Source organism: Pseudarthrobacter sp., from assembly GCF_036675385.1.
Taxonomy (GTDB): domain Bacteria; phylum Actinomycetota; class Actinomycetes; order Actinomycetales; family Micrococcaceae; genus Arthrobacter.
Map to the genome: position 1 here is coordinate 1 of NZ_JAKFFD010000166.1, position 23420 is coordinate 23420.

22 protein-coding genes and 1 pseudogene are annotated in these 23420 nt (G+C 67.1%); 12 read left to right on the forward strand and 11 right to left on the reverse strand.

Annotated features, from left to right (window positions below):
* A pseudogene (locus V6M49_RS14540) lies at positions 1-295 on the reverse strand (hypothetical protein); the annotation flags it as partial.
* 87 nt (positions 296-382) lie between these two features.
* Between V6M49_RS14540 and V6M49_RS14545 the strand changes: the two are divergent.
* Positions 383-1171: an HNH endonuclease family protein gene (locus tag V6M49_RS14545; protein ID WP_332761631.1), complete on the forward strand. Its 789-nt coding sequence runs from the start codon at positions 383-385 to the stop codon at positions 1169-1171.
* Positions 1172-1196: 25 nt separating this feature from the next.
* On the opposite strand, the gene V6M49_RS14550 is transcribed toward V6M49_RS14545, so the two are convergent.
* Positions 1197-4658 carry a DEAD/DEAH box helicase gene (locus V6M49_RS14550; protein WP_332761633.1) on the reverse strand — a complete coding sequence of 1154 codons (3462 nt, stop codon included), beginning with the start codon at positions 4656-4658 and terminating at the stop codon, positions 1197-1199.
* Between the two features lie 192 nt (positions 4659-4850).
* On the opposite strand from V6M49_RS14550, the gene V6M49_RS14555 reads away from it, so the two are divergent.
* Positions 4851-5702: a DMP19 family protein gene (locus V6M49_RS14555; protein WP_141138654.1), complete on the forward strand. Its 852-nt coding sequence runs from the start codon at positions 4851-4853 to the stop codon at positions 5700-5702.
* A gap of 71 nt (positions 5703-5773) precedes the next feature.
* On the opposite strand, the gene V6M49_RS14560 is transcribed toward V6M49_RS14555, so the two are convergent.
* Positions 5774-6382, reverse strand: a complete 609-nt coding sequence (locus V6M49_RS14560) for a DUF5655 domain-containing protein (RefSeq protein ID WP_332761636.1) — start codon at positions 6380-6382, stop codon at positions 5774-5776.
* A 144-nt stretch (positions 6383-6526) separates the two neighbouring features.
* Here V6M49_RS14560 and V6M49_RS14565 point away from each other — a divergent pair, with 144 nt between their 5' ends.
* From V6M49_RS14565 to V6M49_RS14575, 3 genes are all read left to right on the forward strand, one after another.
* Positions 6527-7171, forward strand: coding sequence for a protein tyrosine phosphatase (locus V6M49_RS14565; RefSeq protein ID WP_332761637.1), 645 nt, complete (start codon positions 6527-6529; stop codon positions 7169-7171).
* 155 nt (positions 7172-7326) lie between these two features.
* Entirely contained in the window at positions 7327-7905 is a 579-nt protein-coding gene (locus V6M49_RS14570; RefSeq protein ID WP_332761638.1) for an RNA polymerase sigma factor, read from the forward strand.
* Positions 7898-8767 carry a hypothetical protein gene (locus V6M49_RS14575; protein ID WP_332761640.1) on the forward strand — a complete coding sequence of 290 codons (870 nt, stop codon included), beginning with the start codon at positions 7898-7900 and terminating at the stop codon, positions 8765-8767. Before V6M49_RS14570 ends, V6M49_RS14575 begins: the two co-directional genes overlap by 8 nt.
* Before the next feature lie 123 nt (positions 8768-8890).
* On the opposite strand, the gene V6M49_RS14580 is transcribed toward V6M49_RS14575, so the two are convergent.
* Complete coding sequence (locus V6M49_RS14580; RefSeq protein WP_332761642.1) at positions 8891-9418, reverse strand: COG4315 family predicted lipoprotein; 528 nt, start codon at positions 9416-9418, stop codon at positions 8891-8893.
* Positions 9419-9628: 210 nt separating this feature from the next.
* Between V6M49_RS14580 and V6M49_RS14585 the strand changes: the two genes are divergently transcribed.
* Entirely contained in the window at positions 9629-10129 is a 501-nt protein-coding gene (locus tag V6M49_RS14585; protein ID WP_058930911.1) for a sigma-70 family RNA polymerase sigma factor, read from the forward strand.
* A complete protein-coding gene (locus V6M49_RS14590) occupies positions 10126-10791 on the forward strand; it encodes an anti-sigma factor family protein (protein ID WP_141138648.1) in 666 nt (221 codons plus the stop codon). Before V6M49_RS14585 ends, V6M49_RS14590 begins: the two co-directional genes overlap by 4 nt.
* Before the next feature lie 71 nt (positions 10792-10862).
* Here V6M49_RS14590 and V6M49_RS14595 read toward each other — a convergent pair whose 3' ends face one another.
* Positions 10863-11345 (reverse strand): type II toxin-antitoxin system RatA family toxin, encoded by a 483-nt coding sequence (locus V6M49_RS14595; protein ID WP_332761644.1) that lies wholly within the window; start codon positions 11343-11345, stop codon positions 10863-10865.
* 75 nt (positions 11346-11420) lie between these two features.
* Positions 11421-12272, reverse strand: a complete 852-nt coding sequence (locus V6M49_RS14600) for a DUF1206 domain-containing protein (protein ID WP_141138646.1) — start codon at positions 12270-12272, stop codon at positions 11421-11423.
* A gap of 216 nt (positions 12273-12488) precedes the next feature.
* Between V6M49_RS14600 and V6M49_RS14605 the strand changes: the two genes are divergently transcribed.
* Positions 12489-14078, forward strand: coding sequence for a hypothetical protein (locus tag V6M49_RS14605; protein ID WP_332761645.1), 1590 nt, complete (start codon positions 12489-12491; stop codon positions 14076-14078).
* 63 nt (positions 14079-14141) lie between these two features.
* Positions 14142-14588, forward strand: a complete 447-nt coding sequence (locus V6M49_RS14610) for a hypothetical protein (protein ID WP_141138644.1) — start codon at positions 14142-14144, stop codon at positions 14586-14588.
* Between the two features lie 72 nt (positions 14589-14660).
* Here the strand turns inward: V6M49_RS14610 and trmB are convergent, their stop codons facing one another.
* A complete protein-coding gene (trmB, locus tag V6M49_RS14615) occupies positions 14661-15584 on the reverse strand; it encodes a tRNA (guanosine(46)-N7)-methyltransferase TrmB (RefSeq protein ID WP_332761648.1) in 924 nt (307 codons plus the stop codon).
* Between the two features lie 110 nt (positions 15585-15694).
* Positions 15695-16090, reverse strand: coding sequence for a hypothetical protein (locus V6M49_RS14620; RefSeq protein ID WP_141138643.1), 396 nt, complete (start codon positions 16088-16090; stop codon positions 15695-15697).
* Between the two features lie 164 nt (positions 16091-16254).
* Here V6M49_RS14620 and V6M49_RS14625 point away from each other — a divergent pair, with 164 nt between their 5' ends.
* Positions 16255-17595: a CynX/NimT family MFS transporter gene (locus V6M49_RS14625; protein ID WP_442959734.1), complete on the forward strand. Its 1341-nt coding sequence runs from the start codon at positions 16255-16257 to the stop codon at positions 17593-17595.
* A gap of 1 nt (position 17596) precedes the next feature.
* Positions 17597-18979 carry an MFS transporter gene (locus V6M49_RS14630; protein ID WP_332761652.1) on the forward strand — a complete coding sequence of 461 codons (1383 nt, stop codon included), beginning with the start codon at positions 17597-17599 and terminating at the stop codon, positions 18977-18979.
* 67 nt (positions 18980-19046) lie between these two features.
* Here V6M49_RS14630 and V6M49_RS14635 read toward each other — a convergent pair whose 3' ends face one another.
* On the reverse strand, positions 19047-19772 hold the full coding sequence (locus V6M49_RS14635) for an SAM-dependent methyltransferase (RefSeq protein WP_332761655.1): 726 nt from the start codon (positions 19770-19772) through the stop codon (positions 19047-19049).
* Positions 19773-20098: 326 nt separating this feature from the next.
* On the opposite strand from V6M49_RS14635, the gene V6M49_RS14640 reads away from it, so the two are divergent.
* Positions 20099-22030, forward strand: coding sequence for a DEAD/DEAH box helicase (locus V6M49_RS14640; protein ID WP_332761656.1), 1932 nt, complete (start codon positions 20099-20101; stop codon positions 22028-22030).
* An 85-nt stretch (positions 22031-22115) separates the two neighbouring features.
* On the opposite strand, the gene V6M49_RS14645 is transcribed toward V6M49_RS14640, so the two are convergent.
* Positions 22116-22766, reverse strand: a complete 651-nt coding sequence (locus V6M49_RS14645) for an MBL fold metallo-hydrolase (protein WP_332761657.1) — start codon at positions 22764-22766, stop codon at positions 22116-22118.
* A gap of 10 nt (positions 22767-22776) precedes the next feature.
* The coding region (locus V6M49_RS14650; RefSeq protein WP_332761659.1) for an aldo/keto reductase at positions 22777-23420 on the reverse strand (644 nt) is incomplete at its 5' end.

Genomic DNA, 23420 nt, shown 5'->3' on the forward strand with positions numbered 1-23420 from the left:
GGCCCGCGACGGCCTGGGCGGCGTCGTCGTAACCGCTGGCGGCATGGACCTTCACGGCAGCGAACATGGCTTCCATCCCCACGGTCCCCGACAGTACGGTAAGGCAAAGCTCAGCCTGCCAGCGAGCCAGGTCCCCACACATCGCGGACGGACCAGGTGCTGAAGGGCAATCAGCCGGACCAGTTGCAGCCGGGCTGGCTGCTGGATCCACGGCCGTCCCACGAAGCACACCGGCCATCTGCAGAGCAGAGGCCGCGATGGTCTCCAGAATCTCTGCCGCTGCCGTGTTGTCCATACCTCCATCATGTCGAGGGGGTACGACATTTTAGGGTGACAGACTCCACACCCGGCATGACAGGTCAGAACGCCCCGCGCTAGTAGCGTGTTCACCTCCGCCGCACTCCTGAAGGACATCACGATCAACCGCTCCGCCGCCACCAAAGCACTGACGCTGTTAACCACGCTGCTTCTCGCCGGCGCCCTCACCGGCGTCCTCACCGGTTGTGACGCCGCAGCCCAGGCCGCAACGCACGCCGCAAACAAGGTGGCCGAAGCGGTCAGGGAAGCACCGCCGTCGGGCAACTCCGGCGAATCATCTGTGAGCCCAGCCGACGTGGCAACGGCCCTCGCCCAGCTGGAGACTATCCCGGTGAAGGGGCGCGCACCCAAGACCGGCTACACCCGCGAGGAATTCGGCCCCGCGTGGGCGGACGTCGACCGAAACGGCTGCGATACCCGAAACGACATCCTCGCCAGGGACCTCGACGGCGAGACGTTCAAGCCCGGCACGCAGAACTGCGTCGTTGTGACCGGTACGCTGGCCGACAAATACACAGGCACAACCATCGACTTTGTCCGTGGCAACACCACCAGCTCCGCCGTCCAGATCGACCACCTGGTTGCCCTCAGCGACGCCTGGCAGAAGGGCGCCCAGCAGCTCAGCGCCGAACAGCGCAGGCAGTTGGCCAATGATCCCCTGAACCTCATGGCTGCCGACGGGCCCACCAACAGCGCCAAGGGCGACAAGGATGCGGCCACCTGGCTCCCGCCCAACAAGGCGTTCCGGTGCGAATACGTAGCCCGCCAGACCGCCGTGAAGGCCAACTACAGCCTGTGGGTCACCCAGGCCGAGCGGGACGCGATCGCAGGTATCCTGGCAGCCTGCAGTTAGACGGCCCCGGGACGCGAACGAGAGCTCAGTCCTTGAACAGGCCCGCGAGGTCCTCGGCCGTGATCGACCCGCTGGACAGGGCGTCGCCTTCCATGACATCCGCGAACAGCTGCGACTTCCGGGCTTTCAGGGCCATGACCTTTTCCTCGATCGTGTCCTTGGCCACCAGCCGGTAGACCATCACATTCCGGGCCTGCCCGATCCGGTGCGTCCGGTCCACGGCCTGCGCCTCGGACGCGGGGTTCCACCAGGGATCCAACAGGAAAACGTAGTCGGCCTCGGTCAGGTTCAGGCCAAAGCCGCCGGCCTTCAGCGAAATCAGGAACACCGGCGCGCTGCCGTTCTTGAATTCGTTGACGACGTCGGTACGGTTCCGGGTGCCGCCGTCGAGATAGCAGAACTCGATCTTCTCCTCCACAAGCCGCTCGCGGACCTTGCCGAGGAAACCGGTGAACTGGCTGAAGATCAGCGCCCGGTGGCCCTCCGCGACCAGATCCTCCAGCTGCTCAAACAGCACGTCCAGCTTCGAAGAGCGGACGCCGGACAGCGACGGATCGACCAGCGACGCGTCCAGGCTGAGCTGACGCAGCAGGGTCAGTGACTGGAAGATGGTGAACCGGTTCTTGTTCACGTCCTCGATCAGGCCCAGGATCTTCTGCCGCTCGCGCTGCAGGTGTGTCTGGTAGACCTTCTGGTGGCGCGGGTTCAGCACCACCTCAAGGATCTGCTCCTGCTTGGGCGGCAGGTCCTGGATGACCTGGTCCTTGGTGCGGCGCATCATCAGCGGACGGACGCGACGGCGGAGCTTGTCCAACTGCCCCTTGTCGCCGTTCTTTTCCACCGGCTTCTGGTAGTACTCGGCGAACCGTTTGGGGCTGGAGAACAGGCCCGGCGCCACGATGGACGTCAGCGCCCAGAACTCCATGAGGTTGTTCTCCAGCGGGGTGCCGGTGATGGCCAGCTTGAACGCCGCGGGCAGCTTCCGGGCGCACTGGTAGGCCTTGGACTGGTGGTTCTTCACAAACTGGGCCTCATCGAGCACCAGCCCGGCCCAGGTTTTGGAGGCGTAGGAGTCGTAGTCGATCCGGAACAGCGCGTAGGACGTGATCACGATGTCCGCGCCGGCGAGTTCAACGGCCGCGTCCTGGCTGTTTTTGGCGAACGTTTCGCTCACGATACGGACCGTGAGGCCGGGAGCGAAGCGTGCGGCTTCCGCCGCCCAGTTGCCCACGACGCTGGTGGGGGCCACCACCAAAAAGGGAGTCACGCCGTCGGGCGCTGGAACGCCGGGCGCTGCAATTTGCGCCCCGGCAGAATCAGCACCCTCAGGCGCAGCCTGCTCCTTCGCGGCGCACATCAGGGCGAGCGCCTGGACGGTCTTGCCGAGGCCCATGTCGTCGGCGAGGATCCCGCCGAGGCTGTGCCGGTACAGGAAGCTGAGCCAGTTGTAGCCCTCCAGCTGGTAGGGCCGCAGCTCGGCATTGAGCGAGGGAGGCAGCGGCAGCCCGTTGATCCCGCCTTCGAGCAGCCCGCCCACGGCCTCACGCCAGGCGGCGGCCTGCTCATCGACAATGCCAAGCTGCGCGAGCTCGTCCCAGAGCCCGGCCTGGAAACGGCTGATCTGCAGCGGGGCGTCCTTGTTGTCCTGCAGCGAGCGGGCCTCCTCGATGAGGGCGCGCAGCTGGTGCAGTTCCGGCAGGTCCAGCGAGAAGTAGGCGCCGCTGGGCAGGAGCATCTTGGTCTGGCCCGCGGCCAGTGCGGAGAATACGGCGGCAAAAGAAACCGGCTGCCCCTCCAAAGAAATCTGGATGCCAAGATCGAACCAGTCGCGCTGTTCGGTGGCCTTGGTGGAGATGGAAACGACCGGCGCTTCCTCGGCCTCGCGGTAGTCGGCGATGTCCCCGGCAGTGTCCACTGATACGTCCGGCGCGTTCCGGAGCTCGGGCAGGACGTCCTCGGTGAAGGCCAGGGTGTCCAGGCCGCTCAGTTCGGCGGACGCGGACAGGCGGGGCGTGCCCCAGCCGCCGGTGGCCGATTCGCCCATGGCCGGAACAACGTTCCACGGCTGGCCGATGCCCTCCAGGATGCGGGCCTCGGCGGTGTCGTCGCGGTAGCCGTGGTCGCCGGGGTGCCGCCACAGCGGTTGGGCCGTGACCAGGGTTCCGGACTTGTAGTGCCATTCCCAATGCAGCCGGACCCGGTGGTCCGCGCCGTAGTTGGCCAGCAGGGAAAGGGTGGGGAGGGCCAGGGCGGGCAGCGCCACCGACTCATCCGTCGCCGTGACCCGGGCAGCCTGCTTGAGCTTCGGGTAGAAGCCGGTGAGGAAGCGCGTCTCATCCTTCGCCGGAATGTGCAGGGTGCTGCCGGCCGTGACGAACGTCAGCAGTTCCTCGCTCAGCCCGTTTTCCAGCGGGGCCAGCGTGATCACGTTGTCCGCGGAAACACCGGGCAGCGCCTCCCCGCCCGTGGTCAGGAAAATGCCGTGCGCGGGGCGGCCAATGGTCCCCACTGACGCCGGATCAACGTCTTCCCCCTCAACGGTGATGGTGGGCGCGAGCTCCAGCCCGCCGTCGTCGTGCGTTGCGCCGGGAGCCGCAGCGTCCCCACTGACGGACGCGCCGTAACGGCTCAAATTAAGCCCGACGGCGGCGGGGGACTCCGCGAGCCGCACCGGCTCGGTGCCGCGGCTGTGCACCAGGGCGAGGCCGATCTTTTTGGCGTCGGTGAGCAGGCTCCACATGTTCTTCCCGGCGAACGTGTTCAGGCCCAGCCACAACGCGGAGGAGTTATGAACCCGGTTGGCGGCGGCGGTGTGGGCGGCCAGGAACGCCTGCATCCACTCGATGTGCGCCTCGTTGCATTCGCGGCGGAAGTTCAGGTAGCTCAGCGTGTTCCAGGAGACGTCGCCGCGGATCCACTTGCCCTTGGCGCCCATGATCACGGGCCGGGCCTTGAGCTGGCGGACGCTGCGGAGCGGGTCGCGGCGGCCTGTGTAGGAGAAGTGCGGCGCCGGTTCCTCGATCTCGAACTGGAGGGCCAGCGGGATGCCGCTGATGGACTGCGTGATGCCCGGCTGCGAAATGAGCGGGCTCAGTGCCTGCTCCCAGTCGGCCAGGTCCAGGTTGGCGGGTTGGCGGGAAAGCCGCGACACTTCAGCCGGGGCCAGGAGCTGGACGCGGATGGCCGGGTTGTCCTCGGCGGCGAACAGCAGCGCGGCCACGTGCTTGCAGTCCTTGCGGACGGGGCAGCTGCAGACACCCACGGTGCAGCTCCAGCCGCCCGATTTCCGCACCAGCTTGGCCGTGGTGGAGTACGGGACGTCGGCACCTCCCCGGACCTTGCCCAGCATCAGCCCGGTGGCGGCGTCGAACGACATTCCGGAAACCCGGCTTCCCATGGCATACGCCAACCCGGCCGCGAGGGAGCGGTCGTTAATGGCGGGGGTCTGTATTGCCAGTGCCGCACTCTCGTCCGGTTGGGATGGCATGGTGCGCGCTACTTTCAGCTGGCCACGGGGGTGCCGTGTCCGATCGGAGGTTATCTGCTTCATCTTAGTTCGCCCGGCGGGAGCCTGAAACTTCGCCTGACGTTCACTTCCGCCTCAACACGGCGCCGCCCCCGCCGACGTAGCGTGAAAGTGTCCTGAGCAGCACCGAAGCATTCAGCAGTGAGGAATCCCATGACCATGAGCCAGAACCCTGTCGTCCTGACCAAGGCCAGCATCGATGCAGGCAGCGAGGAGGTCGTAGATGCCAACGTTTATGTGGTGAACGCCATGTACGGGAAACTGCTCGACGCCGGCGAGATCGCGCCCGCGGCGCTCGGCAGCTACTACGTTGACTTCTACGTCACGCAGTCCTTGGAGGGCGGCTTCGCCCAGTACGTGTTCACCGCGGACCGCGACGAAGTGGACCCGCTCATCCGCGAGGGCCTCGCCGGCATGGGCGCAAACGCCCACCTGGAACTCTTCAACCGGACCGTTGCGGCGTTTGATGCCTTGTCCGACGAAGACGAAGAGCGCTACCTCGACGGCGACCTGGACACCGAGGAAGAGTCCAACGACGCCGTGCGCACCATTGAAGAGCTCGACGGCGAGTTCGAGGAACTGTTCGAAACCGAAAACATCACGGCGCTCAACGCCGCCTGGCTCCTGTCCCAGGAGGGCCTGCTGGTGCTCGACGAAGAAGAGCTGGATGCCTACATCGAGCGTCAGGTTGCGCTCATCCCCAACCTGGAGGAGCGCCAGGCCGCGGCCGACGAGGAAGCGCTGGAGGACGCCCCGGATTTCGAGGTCATCATCCGCGAACTGTGCGACATCGCCGGCTATGCGCTGCAGAAGATCACCATGGGCGACCCCAACTACATGCACGACGGCGAGAAGACGCTGGCCTGGCACTTCACCACGGACCACGGCGACTTCATCATGGTCGAGGACGACGACGAGGCGTTCATGATCAACCCGGAGACCCAGGAAATCGTCGCCGCCGTTGAGTTCGAGGAATCGGACGACGACGAGATGATCGACGCGTAGGACCCTCACCACGGCTGCGGGCCGGGTTCGTCGGAAGTTTCCGGCGACCCGGCCCGCCGTCGTTCCGGCTGTTAGGTGTTCTGGTCCAGCGCCCTGGCGAGGATTTCCAGCAGTTCCTCGTCCACCTGGTCCACAGACGTGAGCCGGACGCGGCGGTCGAAGGGATCATCGGCCCGGGCCTTCAGGGCTTCCAAACGCCCTCCGGCGGCTGCGTCGAGGCGGAGTGTGTCCAGGCGCAGCGCGACGTCCACGGCGGTGTTGGTGGTCCGGGTGACCTGGGCGAACTTCCGGCGCGGGCTGTGGAGCGAGACGTAGCCCTTCCGCATCTGGATCTCCACGCCCTCGGTGGCCGCCGCCCACGCCAGGAGCGCGTCGGCGATGGGCCGCAGCTCCGGGTGGTTGATGTACTGGCCGTCGATGAGCTCGTCGGCGTCGCGCAGCATGAATTCCGGGTAGCCGAACAGCTCCCACGAGACGGCGTACTGCGCATAGCCTGTGACGCCGTGCTCGTCGCGCATCCAGTGGCGTAGCTCGGCGTCGTTCCTCAAGCCTGCGGAGCGTGCCTGCTCGGCCCAGTACCCGACGTCCTGCCCCGTCTTTCGAAGGAGCAGGGCTTTGTTGCTGTCCACCATGGTCTGCCAGGTCTTGGCCGATTTCCGGGGTTCCTGGGTGTTGGGCATGCTTCGATCGTAGTGGCGGGCTGCGGCACCTGTTGAAGGAATTTTGGGGCAGCCGTAACTTTCCCGGTCCGGCCAGCGATGAAGGGGGTGAAGGGTTCCTCACGGAGCCGGATCTGAATTGTTCCCTAGGTTTTGGAGTGTCATATGTCGTTGTTCACTGTTCTCGCCACCAGCAAAATCGCCGCCGGAGTACTCGCCGCGGGCACCCTGGCCGTCGGTGGAACCGGCGTCGCAGCTGCTTCCGGCGTCCTCCCGGCCGATGCACAGCAGACCGCCCACGAACTGCTCGGCGCCCCCGCCCCCAAGCTGGCCGCTGACGCCACCGAGTCGGCTTCCGCAAACGCTTCCGGCGATGCAGCAGTAACCGGCGAAGCAGCCGTCTCCGACGATGAGGTCGCAGCCGAGGCCAACGCCTCCGCCGCTGCCGGCACCGCAGTGGACGCAGCTGGCGCCGCAGCCTTTGGCCTCTGCACCGCTTTCACCCACGGTGGACTGAACGAAGCCTCCGAGGGCTTCTCCTCGCTGGTCATCGCCGCTGAGGGCGAAACCAACGTTGACGCCTTCTGCGCTGATGTTGTTGCGAAGGGTGCCGGTTCCGCTGACGCCGACGCTTCCGGCGAGGGTTCCGCCGCCGTAAAGGCTGAGCGCCCCGAACTGCCCGCAGTGCCGGCAGTCCCCGCCGTACCGGCAGTTCCGGGTGTCGACGGCGAGCCTTCCGTTCCCGCCGTTCCTGCTGTTCCCGCCGTACCGGGCAACGTTGTAGACGTTCCCGCCGTTTCCGGCCACTAGGACCTGCTCAGCTAGTGTGGACTGCGGGAACCGGCTCCGGACGGACCGGATTCCCGCAGTCCGCATGGCAGCCAGATAGCTGACCGACCGCAGCTGACCGACAGCAGCGGAGCACGCCGCGCCGAATACCGGGATGAGCCACTCCGCTGCCCGGGATGGAGGAGCCACTGGTGCTAGACACTTTGGCCGAAGAAGACATAGATACATTTGCAGACACAGCCGGTGCTGATCCGGCTGTGCTCTTCGGCGCTGTCTATCGAACCTTGTCCGGAGCGGTCCTGGGTTACCTCAAGGCCCGTGGCGTGGATGATCCCGAGGCTGTCACCCAGGATGTGTTCCTGGCATTTTTCCCCAAGATTGGTGAGCTGACCGGCGGCCTTCAGGGCGCCAAGTCGTTGGTGTTCTCCATCGCCCACGCCCGGATGGTGGATTACTACCGGCGGGTTGAACGCCGGCCGGTCTTCACTCCGTACGACCCCCTGCAGGACGGGCGCAGCACGGCGTCCGCGGAGGACCACGCCCTGGGCCACAGCGGCGGCGCGGCTGCCCTGCTTGAAGGCCTCGCCGATGAACACCGCGAGGTGCTGGCACTGCGGGTGGTGGCCGACCTTTCCATCGAACAGGTGGCCGGCATCATGGGCAAGTCCCAGGGTGCCATCAAGCAGCTCCAACGCAGGGCGCTGCAAAACCTCAAGGACCAGACTCTTAGAAGAAACCAGGCAGATCATGAGTGACACCGCAGGCTCACGCAACGGTTCCCGCGAGGACGCGTCTGTTGACCGGTTGCTGCTGGAGGCAGGGCTGGGCGACGACGGCGGCCTCCGCCCCGTTCTGCTGGAGCTCCGGGCGCTCGCAGCCGAGCAGCCGGTACCTTCCGAGGCGGTTGCCGCGCTTATGAGGCCTGCGGTGACACAAACTCCTGCGGTGACACAAACTCCTGCGGTGACACAAACTCCTGCGGTGACACAGACTCCTGTCGTGGCACAGACTGTTGTCCTGACGCCTGCACCGAGCCACGCGGCACCGACCCGTCACCTGGCGGTGGCGGCATCCCCTCACTCAGAGCCCGCCGTAGCCCCCGCCGAGGCAACCGGCCAGGTCACGGCGGCCACCGACGAGCTTGCCGCCCGCCGTCGTGCCAAGCGCAGGATCACCTTCACCACCCTGTCCGTGGCCGTCTCGCTGGCGGCCGGCGGCGCCGTTGCCGTGGCCTCCGACCAGGGGATCCGGGATTCCCTCGGCCAGGTCAACCACGCAGTTACATCCTTCGTGTCCACCGTTGGCGGCGGGCCTGCGCCCGCGCCGGTGGAGACCCCGGCTCCGGGACCGGGCCAGCCCGCCGTCCCTGCCGTAGGACCCACCGGGACGGCTGACACTGTGCCGGTTCCGGCCGTACCGGGATCCGGTTCCAGCCAGGCCACGGAGCCCGCTCCGGCCCCTTCAGGTTCAGCGCCGGCAGTGCCCCTGCCAGACCTTCCCCTCCCCGAAAACGTCACACCGGGTATGCCGGGTGGGCCGCTGAACGGCCAGGGACAGCCCCCGGCTCTGCCCCTGCCGGCCACGCCTCCAGTCCCGCTGCCGGGCCTCCACCCTTAAGCGGTCAATCGGTAGGCGGTTCGTCCGTGGGCGGTCGATCCGTAAGCGCCAGAACCGCCAGTAGCCAGAACCGCCAGTAGCCAGAACCGTCAAGTAGCCGGAACCGTCAGGTAGCCAGAACTATCAGTAGCCTGACGCCGCTGTCCGGATCATTTCCCCGGCCGGCGAGGCCAGGTACCAGACGCCGTTGACGCCCTGCCCCAGCACGTCTCCGGGCTTCTTGTCCTGCGCGAAGTAGTACAGCGGCAGCCCATTCAGGGTCACCTGCTTGGCCCCGTCCGGCGTCGTGATTGTCCCCAGCGTGCCGGTGACGCCTTCGGCGGCAGGCTTGGCCTCGGTGGTGAGGACCGGTGGCCACGCGGTCAGGCACGCTCCCGTGCAGGCGCTGGTACCGGAATCCTTCACGTCCTTGGTGAAGAAATAGACGCTCATGCCCGCGGCGTCCACCACGATGTTGCCGGCGCTGGAGGATGCTGTCTTGAGGTCGACGGCGGCCGCTGCGGTGGGGGAGCCGGTGGTCGGGGCGGCGGACGTGGCGGCCGGGCTGGTGGCCGCCGGAGTGGTTGCGGTGGTTCCGGGGCTGCCGCCGCAGCCGGAAAGTGCGGCTATGAGAGCCGCTGCGGCAAGACCTGTGCACAAATGCTGTTTCATGGGATGCTCCTCGGCTGGGGCCCGGCGTAGGTCACCGGACGCTAACCCGTACGACGCACCAGGGTGAAGAATGGTTCAAGAACCGGTCCCCCTGTTTCCGGCGCCAGTTCCGATGGACCACCGCCAGTGAACCTTTTGCGTGCGCGGGACGTCGTATCTGCCGGAAGCTGCAGGGACCGCCGGGACGCGGATCAGGGACAGGAGGGCGGCATGCCGCTGGACGAGGACGTGGTGGCTGCGATCTACCGCGAACACGGCTCCGCCCTCCGCCGTTTTGTGCTCAGCGCCTCCCGCGACCCACAGCTGGCAGAGGACGTGGTCCAGGAGACCGTGCTGCGCGTCTGGCAGCAGGCCCCGGACATCACCGGGAGCCTCCGCAGCTACCTGTTCCGTACAGCGCGGAACATCATGATCGACAACTACCGCAAAGCCCAAAGGCGCCCCGCCGAAGTGATGGAACGCGAACTCGCCGATCCCGCCGAGGCCGTGGAACGCGTGGATGAACTCCTGAACCGCGTGCTGATGGAAGAGGCGCTGCTGCGGCTCAGTACCGAACACCGCGATGTCCTCGTCGCCCTCCACTACCGCCGTTTCACCGTCAACGAGGCCGCCGTGCAGCTGAACATCCCCAGCGGAACCGTGAAGTCCCGGGCCTATTACGCCGTTAGGGCGCTGCGGACCATCCTCGATGAGATGGGGGTGGAGCGGTGAACGCCTCTGAGCTGCACCAGTTGCTGGGCGCCTACGTGCTCGGCGGGCTTGACCCCGCGGATTCGCAACGTTTCGAAGCCCACCTCAAGGACTGCGCGGACTGCCGGACCGAACTCGCCGAGCTTGAAAGCCTGCCGGCCCTGCTGGATGCGCTTCCCGTCCCGGACGCGGTGGCGCTCACCGGGAGCGCCCGCCCCGGGGTGGCGCCCGAGCCAGCCAGCTCCGTGCCGCGCAGGGTCCTGGATGAACTGGCCACCCGGCGTCGTAAATTACGACGGCGGTGGGCGGCCGTGGTGGGCGCCGTCGCCGCGGCGTCCCTCGCCTTGGGGGTGGCCGCGGCCCCGCTGCTCAGCCAGCCGCCGGAGCCGGACGCCAGCTACTCGGTCCAGTCCGGCAACGGCCTGCAGTTCAGTATCGACCTTGCCCGGAAAACATGGGGCACCGAGCTGGCCGTGAACGGCAGCAAACTGCCGCTGGACGGAACCCTCTCGCTCTGGATCCGGGACCGGGACGGCGGCGAGGACCGGGCATGTGCCTGGACCGCGACGCCGAGCGGGAGGGTGAAGGTCATGGGCGCCACTCCCGTTCAGCTGGCCAGCATCGCCAGCCTGGAACTGCGGGACGAAACCCAGCACGCCGTGGCTGTGATTACGGTGCCGTGATCTCTTTGCCGTGATCTCTTTGCCGGAGATTACGGCTCTGTGATCACGGCTCTTTGGTTACGGCTCTGTGGTTACGGCGCTTGGAGGGCGCGGAGCTCGGCCACCAGAGCTGGGTTTTCGCAGGCGCGGGCAAACGCTTCGATCCTCATATTGATCTCACGGCCCAGGAGCCAGGCGCCCAACCGCTCCGCCACCGGCCGCAACCAGGCCGGGCGGCACGAAAAGGTGTACTTCCAGACGGCGCGCGTGCCGCCGTCGTCCGCGGTGAAACGCCAGCCGCCGCCGAAATTCCCGAAGAACCACGGTCCGGACACCATGGTCATACCCACGTTCCTGGGTGGCGCATAGGAAACGTACTCGCTCACCATCACCAGGCCCAGGCGGGACACGGTCCGTGTCCGGACGCCCTTTCCGGCGGACGTTGCGCCGTCCAGGAATCCTTGGGAGGAGATGAACGGGTCCCACTGGAGCCGGAACGCACCCGTGGTCTGGGAGAGGGCAAAAACTGTCTCCGGATCGAGGCGGATGAGGCGTTCGGCGCGTACCTGGGGCATGGACCCACCCTAACCGGAGGCCGGGTGTTCCGCGTTGGGTCGGGTGTTCCAGGTGGGCCCCGGTGATGGCGCCCCCTACATTTTGGCCAGGCGAGCCCGGACCACCATGTACACGCCGTAGCAGATGAGGCCGGCGCCCACGGCGGCCAGCAGGTAAACGCCGAAGGGCTGGTCGCGAAGGGCCCTGAGCCCACCGTCCAGGCCCGTGGATTCACCCGGATGGGCCTGCAGGGTGGCGATGGTGATGAGCATTCCGGTCAGCAGCAGGACTATGCCTTTGGCGACGTAGCCGGTCACGCCCAAGGTGGAGACGGCCGTCCGGGCAGGGCGGGAAACGGGCATCGTGAGGTGTTTCTCGAAGGTCTTCTTGATGCCGCGGATGCCGTAGATGATCCCGGTGATGGCCATGCCCAGACCCACGAGGACCAGCAGTGCTACGCCGCCGGGGGCCTTCATGACGGCGACGGTGAGGTCGCTCGCCGATTGCTGGTTGTCGCCTCCGGACCCCGTGCCCATGGCGAAGCTGGCCAGGGTCGCGGCGAGCCCGGCAAACACCACGGCCTGCGCTGCCGCTTTGGCCTTCTTACCGACTTTGTCCTTGGTGGGCAGTCGGTTGTAGTCGAAGACGGCGTCGCTGGCCTGCCAGACGGCAAGGGACGCGCAGGCGGCAAAGCTTGCCCACAGGAGGAACGGCCCGGCGGGCTGGCTGGCCAGTTCGGAAACAGCCCCGCTGAAGTCAGCATTCCCTGAACCGCCCATGGCAAGGCGGATTGCGATGGCGCCCACCAGAAAGTGCAATAGGCCGCTTACCGCGAAACCGACCCTCGCCAGCAATTCCAGGGCCCGCGAGTTGGTGACGTCCTCCGCCGCGCCTGCGGCGTCTTTGAGTTCTCTTTTGATGGCGCTTCCTTCGGGCCAGCGCCGCACGGGCGCAGATTTGTGTGCCCCCCCGCACAACCCCAATCGTGCCACGCGGCGCCGGCCGCGAACAGTACCAACTTTGCGCACCGCGGACCGACATTAACTGCGTGTGCGTTGGTGTGCCCGGCGATGGGGAGTGTTCCCCATCGCGGGAGAATTGCCACCATGCGACGATATGTCCAGCGATAGAACTAACTCTTAATACTCTCCGGGGGAGACACCATGACTTTTTACGGCGCGGACGTCAGCCAGCTGCGGGAGCTGGCGAGGGCCGTTGACAAGGCGGCCGCGCTGCTCAGCAGCCGGGCCAGCTCCCTGCAGGGCCAGATCCAGTCCGCGCCATGGAAGGGTGCCGACGGCGAGCTGTTCCGGCAGGACTGGTCCGGCAACCACCGCCCCAGCCTGGAGCGGGTGGCATCCAGCCTCCGCCACAACTCCAAGCTGCTCCTGCAGCACGCAAACGAACAGGAACAGTCCTCTGCCGCGACCGGCGGCGGCAGTGGCGGTGGCGGGACCAGCGTCCTGGACAAAATCAAGGACCTGGGCAGCCGCGCCCAGAACTGGCTGGAGGAACAGGTAGCGAAGGCGGCAGCGGCTGAGGCCCATCGCCAGGAGCTGATGCAGGGCATGGATGACATGCTCAAGGCCAGCCCGGAAGAGCAAGCCAAGTGGTGGGCCAGCCTGTCCGAGGCGGACCGGAAATACCTGATCGAAGGCGAAGACGAGAACGGCCCGTTCGCCGAGGACCTCATGAGGATGGACGGCGGGATTCCCCAGTCCGCCCAGGATCAGGCGAGCGCCCACCTCCGGGAACTCGCCAAGACGGAAACTCCTGTATACACGGAGTCTGGCAAGGCCTCCCTTGATGCCCGGGTTGCCTGGTTCCACGCCGGCGCGGAGGTGGGCACCGTCGTCGTAGAGAATGCAGACGGTTCGGCCACCATGAAGGTCCACGGGAACGTGGGCGTAGGGGTGAACGACACCACCGGCACGGCAGGGGTCACGCTGAACGGAGAGGCCTCGCGCGAGTACAAATTCGGCAGCCTGGAAGAGGCCATGGCCGCCCGCAACCAGATTTATACGGATCTCCCGCCGGACAGCGTCGGTGAGATCAAGGACGCGGCGGGCAACCCGCCCGGCTACATTCTGGAGACCATCAACGATGCTGCGGACGACAACGGCTCCACCGGCCACGACGACAAAGCCAAAGGAACCCTCTCCCTCGAAGCCAAAGGTGAATCCGGCCCGGCTTCGGGCTCGGCGAAGCTGGATCTTGCCTACGAGCGGAACCTGACGGACGGCACGGCCACCGCCAGCGCCGAGGTGTCGGCCCAGGGCAAGCTGGACCTTGACGGCAAGGTGTTCGAGGCCTCGGGCAAGGGCGGCCTGGAAGTGAACCTGGATAAGAACGGCAACATGGAATCGGTCGCCGTATCCATGGAGGGCACGGTTGCGGAGGGCGCCAGCGCGGGTGCCGACCTCCAGGGCGCAAAGGCTGAGTCCAGCGTGACAGTGGGCACTCAGGGCACCGTGAAGATCGACGTTGAGTACTCGCCGGAGAACGCGCCTGTGATCGATAGCTACATGCGCAATATGGCGTTGGGAGACACGGTTGCGGCCGGCCACGACGCCGCCAAGCTCTACGCGGCAGGTTCCGCCACAGTCCAGGTGAACAGTGTGGTGACAGCGTCCAACGAGTTCGGCGTTGACCTCAAGGCCGGCGAGGTGGAGGTCAAAACCGAGAACAAGGCAACCACCAACGTGTCCACGTACTATAAGGTCCCGAACGACACCAAGCTCGAGAAGCTCTGACGACCCGTGCCGGATCAGCACGTTCCAGCCAGCCCAGCCAAGACTTACCGCTAAGGAGCAACCATGTCAGTTCATATCGAGTCCCCTCTGGGATTCACGGCAGACTTCCCCGAGCACACCCAGGTTCTGGAGGACTCCGCCGCCGGGCCAAACACCGAGCAGTATGGCCTGCTGGGCGGTGTCCTGGTGACGGTCATCAAGGACGACACCTCCGTGACCGGCGCCGCGCAGGCTAACGGCTGGGCGCACCTGATGTCAGGCTTCTACCTTGAAGACCGGGCCGGGACCATCCTCACCGAAGGCGAACTGAACGTACCCGGTAAGTCCTCGTACGCCGTCGTGGTTGGATACACGGATCCGGCAGGCGAGGCGAGGGTCGCGGCCACTGTGGGTGTTTGGGAGAACAGCCGCTTCATCGGTGTTGTGGTGATCTGGCCGTACGTGAACCCGGAGGTCGAGCCGCGGCTGGGGATGCTCAAGGAGATCGTCGCCTCCATCAGCGTGAACTGACCCCAACTGACTAGCACTAAGTGTCGTCATGACGGCTCAAAACGGCACCTGCTGCTACCCAGTTTCCGTGGCTCAGCGCCGGCGGTAGCAGAGGTCGAAGATCAGCCGGCCTGCTTCGTGGGCCTTCGCCTCGAAACTCGTGCGGATCCGGCCTTCGAAGCGTGGCGCCCAGCCGCCCGTTTCATCAACACCCTCGTTGGGGCCTGTATGCGCGGTACTCACCGGCGCCCGGCCTTCGCGGACGGGCGCGCCGCCCACCAGGGTTTCGACGCCGGATTGCCACACTTGGGTGAGCGGGCTTTCCGGGCCGTGGCGCTCGCCGGTGTGGAGGTTTTCGAAGTCCGGCGAGTCCGCGAGGACGTCGCGGACGTGGACAGCGTAGTTGGACCAGTCCGTGGCGACCCGCCAGAGTCCGCCCTTGGTGAGTGCCCGTGCCGCCAGCTCGGCGAACTCCGGCTGGATGAGGCGGCGCTTGTGGTGCCGTGACTTGTGCCAGGGATCGGGGAAGAACACCCACAGCTCGCTGACGGATCCTGCCGGCAGCATGGTGGCGAGGACCTCGGGCGCGTTGGCTTCGACCACCCGGACGTTGTTCAGCCCGCGGCTGTTGATTTTGATGATGGTGTTGGCCAGCCCCGGTGTATAGACCTCGACCGCCAGGAAGTCCGTGTCCGGGTTTTCCTCGGCCGCGTGGCAGATGGCATCGCCCAGCCCCGAACCGATCTCCACAATCAGCGGTGCCTTGCGGCCGAACTCGGCCTCGGCGTCGAAAGTGTAGTCCGGGTGGACCGACGTGTTCGCGATGTGCCGGGGCACGTCCAGCGCCCACCGGTCCGAGTGCTCTTCCCACGCCGTCTGGCGGCGCCCCTGGAGGCGGGTTCCGCGGCGCACAAAGCTCACCGGCCTGCCGCCGTACGTGCCGAAAGACGCCTGGGTACCGGGCGTTACCGGGCGCGGGACATGCGGAGGCTGGGGAGATTCTGGGGTTTCACTCATCCCTTCCAGAATACCCGGGGCCCACGCGCACGGCTTGGGAACTCACCTGAGCCACGAACGGGACGCGACGGAAATTCGAAATGGCCGCCCTGCAAGGCAGACATGAAATCTCAGAAGAGGATCATAAAGTCCCCGTCCCTGAGCACGAGCACCAGGCCCACTGCAACCTCGGCCGCCGATATCCACAACGCAGCCACACCAGCCCGCCAACCGTTTGACCGACGCACAAATACGCGGAGCGAAACAATGCCGAGCGTCACTGCGAGCAGGCCAAACAGCGCCGGATAGCTCCACAGCACCAACGGTGCAACCCAGTCCAGCCGCCCAGGGCCCTCGGAAGGCCTCGTGAAGAGGGCCGCCAATAGGCTGAGAGGCCCAGTCAAATACATGCTGGCGGGCGCAATGAGGCTGAAGGCGAGGCTGGCTGTCCCTTCGCCGCTGCCGTGGGCCTTCGGCGAGGCCGGGGCTGGCGCAATGGACGGATCGTGCAACGGTGCGAGGCTCATGGTTTCTCCCGAATGCTGTGGCTGGATACCGCTTGCTGATCCCAAACTAGGTTCGCTCCAGGCGGGTCACCAGCCCCTTTCTGGCCTATGTGGATAACTTCGCAAGGGCCGGCTGGCGCCAAGGCAAGTCCGGGCGTCAGGGCTCGAGGACGCGCAATGACAGAATGGGTCCCGTGACCCGTGCTGACAACGTTGAAGTGCCTGGACTGCTGGTCGACGCCGAAATCGACGACATCCCCCCAGCAGCCCCCACGCGCCTTCCGGGCCAGTCGGGCGGCGGTCCGGAGAGCCCGCAGGGCAGCCGACGCGCGCTCGTGTACCTAGGCCTCTGCCTGGTGCTCATCGGGCTGAACCTCCGCACGGTGTTCTCCAGTTTCGCCGCGGTTCTTCCGGAGATCACGTCCGACGCCGGCCTACCGGGCTGGGCCGTCGTGGTGCTCACCACCGTGCCCGTGACTCTCCTGGGTGTCTTCGCACCGCTGGCCCCTGTCCTGGCCCGCCGGTTCGGCGCCGAACGCGTCCTGCTCGGCGCCATGGCAGTGCTCACAGCTGGGCTGCTGCTGCGGCCCGCGGACATCGGCGGCCTGGTGCCCGGTGCCGGCCACCTCCCTACCTTGATGGCGGGAACCGCTGCCTGCGGTGCCGCCATCGCCCTGTGCAACGTGTTGCTGCCAGGGCTGGTGAAGCGCGATTTTCCGCACCGGCTGGGCCTCATGGGCGGCCTGTACACCACGGCCATCTGCGCGTCGGCTGCCCTCGGAGCCGGCTTTACCTACCCGGTCTTCACGGCGACGGGGGAGTGGACCTCGGCGCTGTGGTTCTGGGCCGTTCCTGCCGCCGTCGTACTCTTGCTGTTCCTTCCGGTGGCGCTGCGCCAGCACCCCGTCCGGCACCAGGCCGCCAACCTCGGCGTCAACGTGTGGCGTTCGGCGGTGGCATGGCAGGTGACCATCTTTATGGTGCTGCAGGCCATGATGTCCTTCAGCGTCTTTGCCTGGCTGGCGCCGATCCTGCGCGAACGCGGCGTGGACGGCGGCACGGCCGGCCTGATGGTCTCTGTTTCGATCGTGCTCCAGATGACGGGTTCGTTGTTTGCCCCCACACTGGCGGCGAGGTTCCGTGACCAGCGGGCCATCGCTGTAGTGGTGGCGCTGATGACCGGCGGCGGGTTTGCGCTGAGCATCTTCGGACCCCTGGAACTCATCTGGGTGTGGACCTCGCTGCTGGGCCTGGGCCAGGGAAGCCTCACCGCGGTGGCCCTGACCATGATCATGCTGCGGACCCGCGACGGGCACACCGCCGCGCACTTGTCCGGGATGATGCAGGGCGTGGGCTACGGGCTGGGTTCCACCGGCACGCTGATGGTGGGCCAGTTGCACCAGGCCACGGGATCGTTCACGGCCGCCGGGGTGCTGTTCCTGGTGGTCGGTTCGCTGGCCGCGGTGTTCGGTTACCGCGCGGGCCGGAACCGCTACATCGGCGGCTCCAGCCGATCGGGCCACTAGCGTGCAGGAACCCGCCCTGCCGGCCACGCATTCCGCCGCCACAGCCGGGATCCTGCAGCGACCGTACCTGTGGGTGACCGTCGGCGCATGTGCCCTGGTGTTCCTCGCGGCCTTCGAATCGCTCGCCGTGACCACCATCATGCCTGTCGTCAGCCGCGAACTCGACGGCGCCAGCCTGTACGCGCTGGCCTTCGCCGGGCCGCTGGCCACCGGCGTGATCGGGATGGTGGCGGCCGGCAACTGGTCGGACCGCCGCGGCCCAACAGTCCCGCTGTACGCCTCCGTGGCGTTGTTCGTGCTGGGCCTGATCATCGCGGGCACGTCTGTGTCCATGCCCATGCTGGTTGCCGGCCGCCTGGTGCAGGGGCTTGGCGGCGGCGCGCTGACGGTTGCGCTCTACGTGGTGGTGGCCCGCGTCTACCCGGCCGTCCTGCACCCCGGGATTTTTGCCGCCTTCTCGGCCGCATGGGTGATCCCGTCACTGGTGGGCCCGTTCGCGGCCGGCATCGTGGCGGAGGTCCTGAGCTGGCACTGGGTGTTCCTGGGCGTGGTGGGCCTGGTGGTGCCCGCCCTCGTGATGATCGTTCCGGTGCTCCGCGGCATCGACCGGCCGTCCGAGCAGGCCACGGTCCCGCCCTGGGCGCTGGGCCGCCTGGCCTGGGCGGCGCTCGCCGCGCTCGCTGTGCTGGGGCTGAACCTCTCCGCCGGAGTCACTATCGCGGGCGTTCCCGCAGCCCCGGCACTCGTGGCCGCGGCCGCCGTCGTGATTGCCCTCGTGGCCGTGCGGCCCCTGGTTCCCCGTGGAACGCTGCTCGCGCGCCGCGGCCTGCCCAGCGTGATCCTGACCCGCGGCCTGGCGTCTGCAGCATTCTTCGGTGCCGAGGTCTACCTGCCGTACCTGCTGATCGAGGAGTACCAGTTCCCGCCGACGTTCGCCGGCCTGGCGCTCACCGGAGGCGCGTTGTCGTGGGCAGCCGCTGCCGCCATCCAGGGCCGCCTCGGCACCCGGCTGCAGCACCGGGTGGCGGTGCGCATCGGCTCAGCGCTGGTGCTGGGAGCCATTCTCCTCACGTTGGCGACGTCGGCGCTCCACTGGCCGGCCGCCGTTGCGATTGCCGGCTGGCTCTTCGCCGGCGGCGGCATGGGGCTGCTGTATCCGCGGCTCAGCGTGATGACGCTCGCCATGTCCACCACGGAAAACGAGGGCTTCAACAGCTCGGCGATGTCCATCTCGGACTCGCTGGGCGGGGCGCTGGCGCTCGCCGCCACGGGCATCGTGTTCGCGGCGTTTACGACGACGGCGGAATCGTTCGCGGGGGTCTTCGCACTGACGGCGGTGGTGGCCGTCGCCGCGGTTGCGGTGGCGCCGCGGGTTTCCCGCTAACCCCCGGAGTTTTTGTCCAGACAATCCGAGTTGCGCCCCCGGGAAGGCGCTTTATCTGGACAAAAACTCAAGCCAGCCGGGTGGCGCGGAGCACGGTGTCGCCGATGATGGCTTCCTCGCCGTCCGGGCCTGTTGCCGTGCGCTCCCGTGTGGTTTTGACTTCCAGCTGCCAGTCCGGCGAGTCCAGGCCGAGCTCCGCCACGAGCTGCGCCGGGGTGTAGAACATCTCCGGCCTCGTGTGGTTTCCCCACGGCGGCAGGTGGTCCGGATGGTGGCCCACGATCAGCAGCGTGCCGCCCGGCTTGACCGCCGCAGCCGCCATGCGCAGCGGACCTTGCCACGCCAGGTGCGGCGAATGCAGGAACTGCGAAGACACCAGATCGTAGGTGGCCGCGGGCTGCCACTCCTCCAGGTCACACTGTTCCCAGTGGATGCGGCTGGGAATTTCACCGGCTCCCTGCGCGTGCACACTCTCGCGGTCCAGGGCCGCCTTTTCGTGGCCGAGCGCCCGTTCCAGCGCGACGGCGGACACATCGACGGCGGTGACGGTCCAGCCCTGCTGGGCCAGCCAGATGGCGTCGGCCCCTTCGCCGCAGCCCAGGTCCAGAGCCTTGCCCGGCTTCAGTCCGGCGCCTTCGCGGACCAGTTGCGGGTTGGGTTTCCCGCTCCAGAATTTCGGCTTGGTCCGGTACGTTTCGTCCCACGCCTCGGCGGCACTGCGCTGCGGTGCATCCCCCAGCCGCGTGTCGCCGTCGTCCGCTGTGTGGTGGTGGTCCGCACCCTGTTCAGTCATGCCTCAAGCCTGCGCCTGCCGGGCACCCAAAGGCAACGCCCGCACCACCTGCACCACGTGCTTGAAAGAGGCCGAGGCGCGGGGATGGTACGCTTAGGGGACTTGATGTGCAGTGATGCCCGCTCGTCCCTTGATTTGGGAAGCGGGTTTTTTCATGTGAGAGGCACATCCTGCGTCGATGAACGCGTTCCATTTGGTCCCAGCCGCCGCCCTGAATTGGGCAGCAGCACGGTTGATCACCTGACTTTTCTTCGGCGAAACCCTTGAGCCAACCGGCATCGGGGGCCGATATCCGCACGGATACCGCCTGAAAGACCATGAAATATATGACTACTTTTGCTGCCCTCGGCACGCCCAAAGAACTTGCCGACACCCTCACCGCCCAGGGAATTGTTGAGCCGTTCCCCATCCAGGTCAAGACCCTCCCGGACACCCTGGCCGGACGCGACGTCCTGGGCCGCGGCCGCACCGGCTCCGGCAAGACCATCGCTTTCGCCATCCCGCTTGTAGCACGACTCGCTGAGCGGGAAGCCAAGCACTTCCGCAAGCCCGGCCGCCCCATGGGCCTGGTCCTCGCACCGACACGCGAGCTCGCCACCCAGATCAACGCCACCATCGAGCCGATGGCCAAGGCCATGGGCCTGACCACCACCGTGATCTACGGCGGCATCTCCCAGGCCCGCCAGGAAAAGGCACTGCGCGCCGGCGTCGACATCGTCATCGCCTGCCCGGGCCGCCTGGAGGACCTGATCCGCCAGCGCATCCTGACCCTCGAAGGCGTCGAGATCACCGTGCTGGACGAGGCCGACCACATGGCCGACCTCGGCTTCCTCCCGGTGGTCAAGAAGCTCATGGACATGACCCCCAGCCAGGGCCAGCGCCTGCTGTTCTCCGCAACCCTGGACAACGGCGTGGACAAGATCGTCCAGCGCTACCTGTCCAACCCGCTGACCCACGCCGTGGACGAATCACAGGCCGCGGTGACCACCATGGAGCACCACGTCCTGGTGGTCAATGACCAGACCGTCAAGAAGCAGCTGATCGTTGAGCTCGCCTCGGGTGCCGGCCGCCGCGTCCTCTTTATGCGGACCAAGCACCACGCCCGCAAGCTGGCCAAGACCCTGACCGACGCCGGGATCCCCGCCGTCGACCTGCACGGCAACCTCTCGCAGAACGCCCGTGACCGCAACCTGGCCGAGTTTTCCTCCGGTGACGTCCGCGTCCTGGTGGCCACCGACGTCGCAGCCCGCGGCGTCCACGTGGACGACGTCGAACTCGTGATCCACGTGGATCCGCCCACAGAGCACAAGGCGTACCTCCACCGCTCAGGCCGTACGGCCCGCGCAGGTTCGGACGGCACCGTTGTCACGCTGACCCTCCCGGAGCAGCAGTCCGACGTCAAGAAGCTGATGAAGGCTGCCGGCGTCGAGGTCAACTTCGAGCGCGTCACCGCCAACTCCCCGCTGGTTGCTGAGCTCGTGGGCGAAATGGCCGACAAGATCGATCCGCGCACCCGCGCCGCTCTTCTCGCCAAGAAGTCCGCAACGCAGGGTGGCGGCACCTCCACGGGGGCCAACGCCGAGCGCAAGCGCGCCCGCCGCAGCCAGGAAGGCCCCACCGCCGGTGGCCGTGGCGGCCGTGGTGGACGCGGACGCGTCTCCGCTGAGCCGACCCGCACCGATCTTCCGCGGGCCGAGCGCCGCGCTGTTGCCTACGAAGGCCGCACCGAGGCACGGGCAGCATTTGACCGGGTAGCCGAGCAGAACGAGGACCGCGCCATTGCAGCAGCTGCTGCTCGCCGCAATTCCCGCGGCCACGGCGCCACAGGCTCCACGCACCGCAACGACGTCCCCGCAGCAGGTGGCCGTGCAGCGGCCGGCCGCGGTTCAGACGGCCGTTCTGATTCACGCGTTACCCGCAGCGATGCCCCCCGTGGCGGCACGGGCCGCCCGGCTACCACCGGCGGACAGCGCGGCGGACGTCCGGCAACGGGCCAGCGCGCAGCCGGGGCCCGCACTGCGGGCGCCGGTGCAGGTGCAGGTGCTCGGACAGGCGGAGGCCAGCGCTCTGCAGGTGCTGGTGCAGCCAACGGCGGCAACGCCGGGAACAAGGCTGTTTGGTCCTCCAACACCGGCGGCACGTCCGGTGGCTCGTACGCCGGTAACGGTGGCGGCAACGGTAGCGGCAGTGGCCGTCCGGCACGCAGCGGACCCCGCCGCGCGTCGGCCCCGGCCTCCAACGAACGCCGCAGCCGCTAGCCAGCCTTAACCGCCATCGAGTGCTCCGTAACCGCCGTTTAGAAGGTTCATAACGGCAGTAATGGAGCACTCGATGAGTTAAGCCCTACCAGCCGCGGGCGCGCCACTCCTCAAGATGCGGGCGTTCCGCGCCGAGGGTGGTGGGGCTGCCGTGGCCCGGGTGCACCACGGTGTCGTCCGGGTAGGCCTCGAACAACCGCGCGGTGACATCGTCCAGCAGCGATGTGAACCGCTCAGGATCATTCTGGGTGTTGCCCACGCCGCCCGGGAACAACGAATCCCCGCTGAAAATGTGGGCAGGACCTTCCGGGTCCTGGTACACAAACGCGATCGATCCCGGAGTGTGGCCGCGCAGGTGCACGGCGGTGAGCTCGAAGCCGTCCACGGCGCAGGTGGCCCCATGCTCCAGGGTTCGGTCCACGGGTACTGGCAGCGCCTCGGCGTCGTCCTTGCCGGCAACGGTTGGGGCGCCGGTCGCTTCCACCAACGCCGGCAGTGCCCGGACGTGGTCCCAATGCTGGTGCGTCGTTGCAATCTGCGCCAGTCTGGTTGTGGCCGCGGTATCCGCAGCGGCGTCCCGCAGCATCGCCTGGATGGCCGGAAGGTCGTCTGCGGCATCAATCAGCAGCTGCGCGCCACTGGCCTTCGCGGTCAGCAGGTACACGTTGTTGTTCATCTCGCTGACGGAGATGCTGCGGATGGTGATGTCGCGTAGGTCGTGAATGAGCGTGTCCATGGGCTTCAGTCTATTCACGGCCCTGGGACACCCAGTTGGGGTCCGCCGAGCGGGAGCCGACGACGGCGTCCGCGGCCTGGTCCAGCGCCTCCAGTTGCGCCGGGGTCAGGTCCAGGGACAGTGCGCCCAGGTTTTCGTCGATCCGGTGCGTCTTGCGCGTGCCGGGGATGGGGACCACGGCCAGTCCCCGCCGTTTGCCCTGCTCCAGCAGCCACGCGAGTGCAACCTGGGCGGGCGTAGCGGACAGCTCGGCCGCGACCGACCGCACGGCCGCCACGACTCCCTGGTTCGCGTCAAAGGCGTCCGCGGCGAACCGGGGGATCCGGCGTCGGAAGTCGTTGGCTCCCAAACTCGAAGCGTCCACCGTGCCGGTGAGGAATCCCCGGCCCAGTGGCGAATACGGCACAAAGCCCACGCCCAGGCTGGCCGCGGCCGGAACCACGTTGCGTTCCACGTCGCGGCTCCAGATGGACCATTCGCTTTGGACCGCGGCGATGGGGTGCACGGAGTGGGCTTCGGCCAGCTCCTGCGCGGTCACCTCTGACAGGCCAAGGTGCTTGACCTTGCCCTGCTGCACCAGCCCCGCCATGGCCTCCACGGTTTCCACAATCGGAACGCGGAGGTCACGGCGGTGCATGTAGTAGAGGTCGATCA

Coding starts and splice junctions, on each gene's coding strand:
- V6M49_RS14550 (WP_332761633.1), bottom strand. CDS start 4,658: ATGCCATCCCAACCGGACGAGAGTGCGGCACTGGCAATACAGACCCCC.
- V6M49_RS14555 (WP_141138654.1), top strand. CDS start 4,851: ATGACCATGAGCCAGAACCCTGTCGTCCTGACCAAGGCCAGCATCGAT.
- V6M49_RS14560 (WP_332761636.1), bottom strand. CDS start 6,382: ATGCCCAACACCCAGGAACCCCGGAAATCGGCCAAGACCTGGCAGACC.
- V6M49_RS14565 (WP_332761637.1), top strand. CDS start 6,527: ATGTCGTTGTTCACTGTTCTCGCCACCAGCAAAATCGCCGCCGGAGTA.
- V6M49_RS14570 (WP_332761638.1), top strand. CDS start 7,327: ATGGAGGAGCCACTGGTGCTAGACACTTTGGCCGAAGAAGACATAGAT.
- V6M49_RS14575 (WP_332761640.1), top strand. CDS start 7,898: ATGAGTGACACCGCAGGCTCACGCAACGGTTCCCGCGAGGACGCGTCT.
- V6M49_RS14580 (WP_332761642.1), bottom strand. CDS start 9,418: ATGAAACAGCATTTGTGCACAGGTCTTGCCGCAGCGGCTCTCATAGCC.
- V6M49_RS14585 (WP_058930911.1), top strand. CDS start 9,629: ATGCCGCTGGACGAGGACGTGGTGGCTGCGATCTACCGCGAACACGGC.
- V6M49_RS14595 (WP_332761644.1), bottom strand. CDS start 11,345: ATGCCCCAGGTACGCGCCGAACGCCTCATCCGCCTCGATCCGGAGACA.
- V6M49_RS14605 (WP_332761645.1), top strand. CDS start 12,489: ATGACTTTTTACGGCGCGGACGTCAGCCAGCTGCGGGAGCTGGCGAGG.
- V6M49_RS14610 (WP_141138644.1), top strand. CDS start 14,142: ATGTCAGTTCATATCGAGTCCCCTCTGGGATTCACGGCAGACTTCCCC.
- trmB (WP_332761648.1), bottom strand. CDS start 15,584: ATGAGTGAAACCCCAGAATCTCCCCAGCCTCCGCATGTCCCGCGCCCG.
- V6M49_RS14620 (WP_141138643.1), bottom strand. CDS start 16,090: ATGAGCCTCGCACCGTTGCACGATCCGTCCATTGCGCCAGCCCCGGCC.
- V6M49_RS14625 (WP_442959734.1), top strand. CDS start 16,255: ATGGGTCCCGTGACCCGTGCTGACAACGTTGAAGTGCCTGGACTGCTG.
- V6M49_RS14635 (WP_332761655.1), bottom strand. CDS start 19,772: ATGACTGAACAGGGTGCGGACCACCACCACACAGCGGACGACGGCGAC.
- V6M49_RS14640 (WP_332761656.1), top strand. CDS start 20,099: ATGACTACTTTTGCTGCCCTCGGCACGCCCAAAGAACTTGCCGACACC.
- V6M49_RS14645 (WP_332761657.1), bottom strand. CDS start 22,766: ATGGACACGCTCATTCACGACCTACGCGACATCACCATCCGCAGCATC.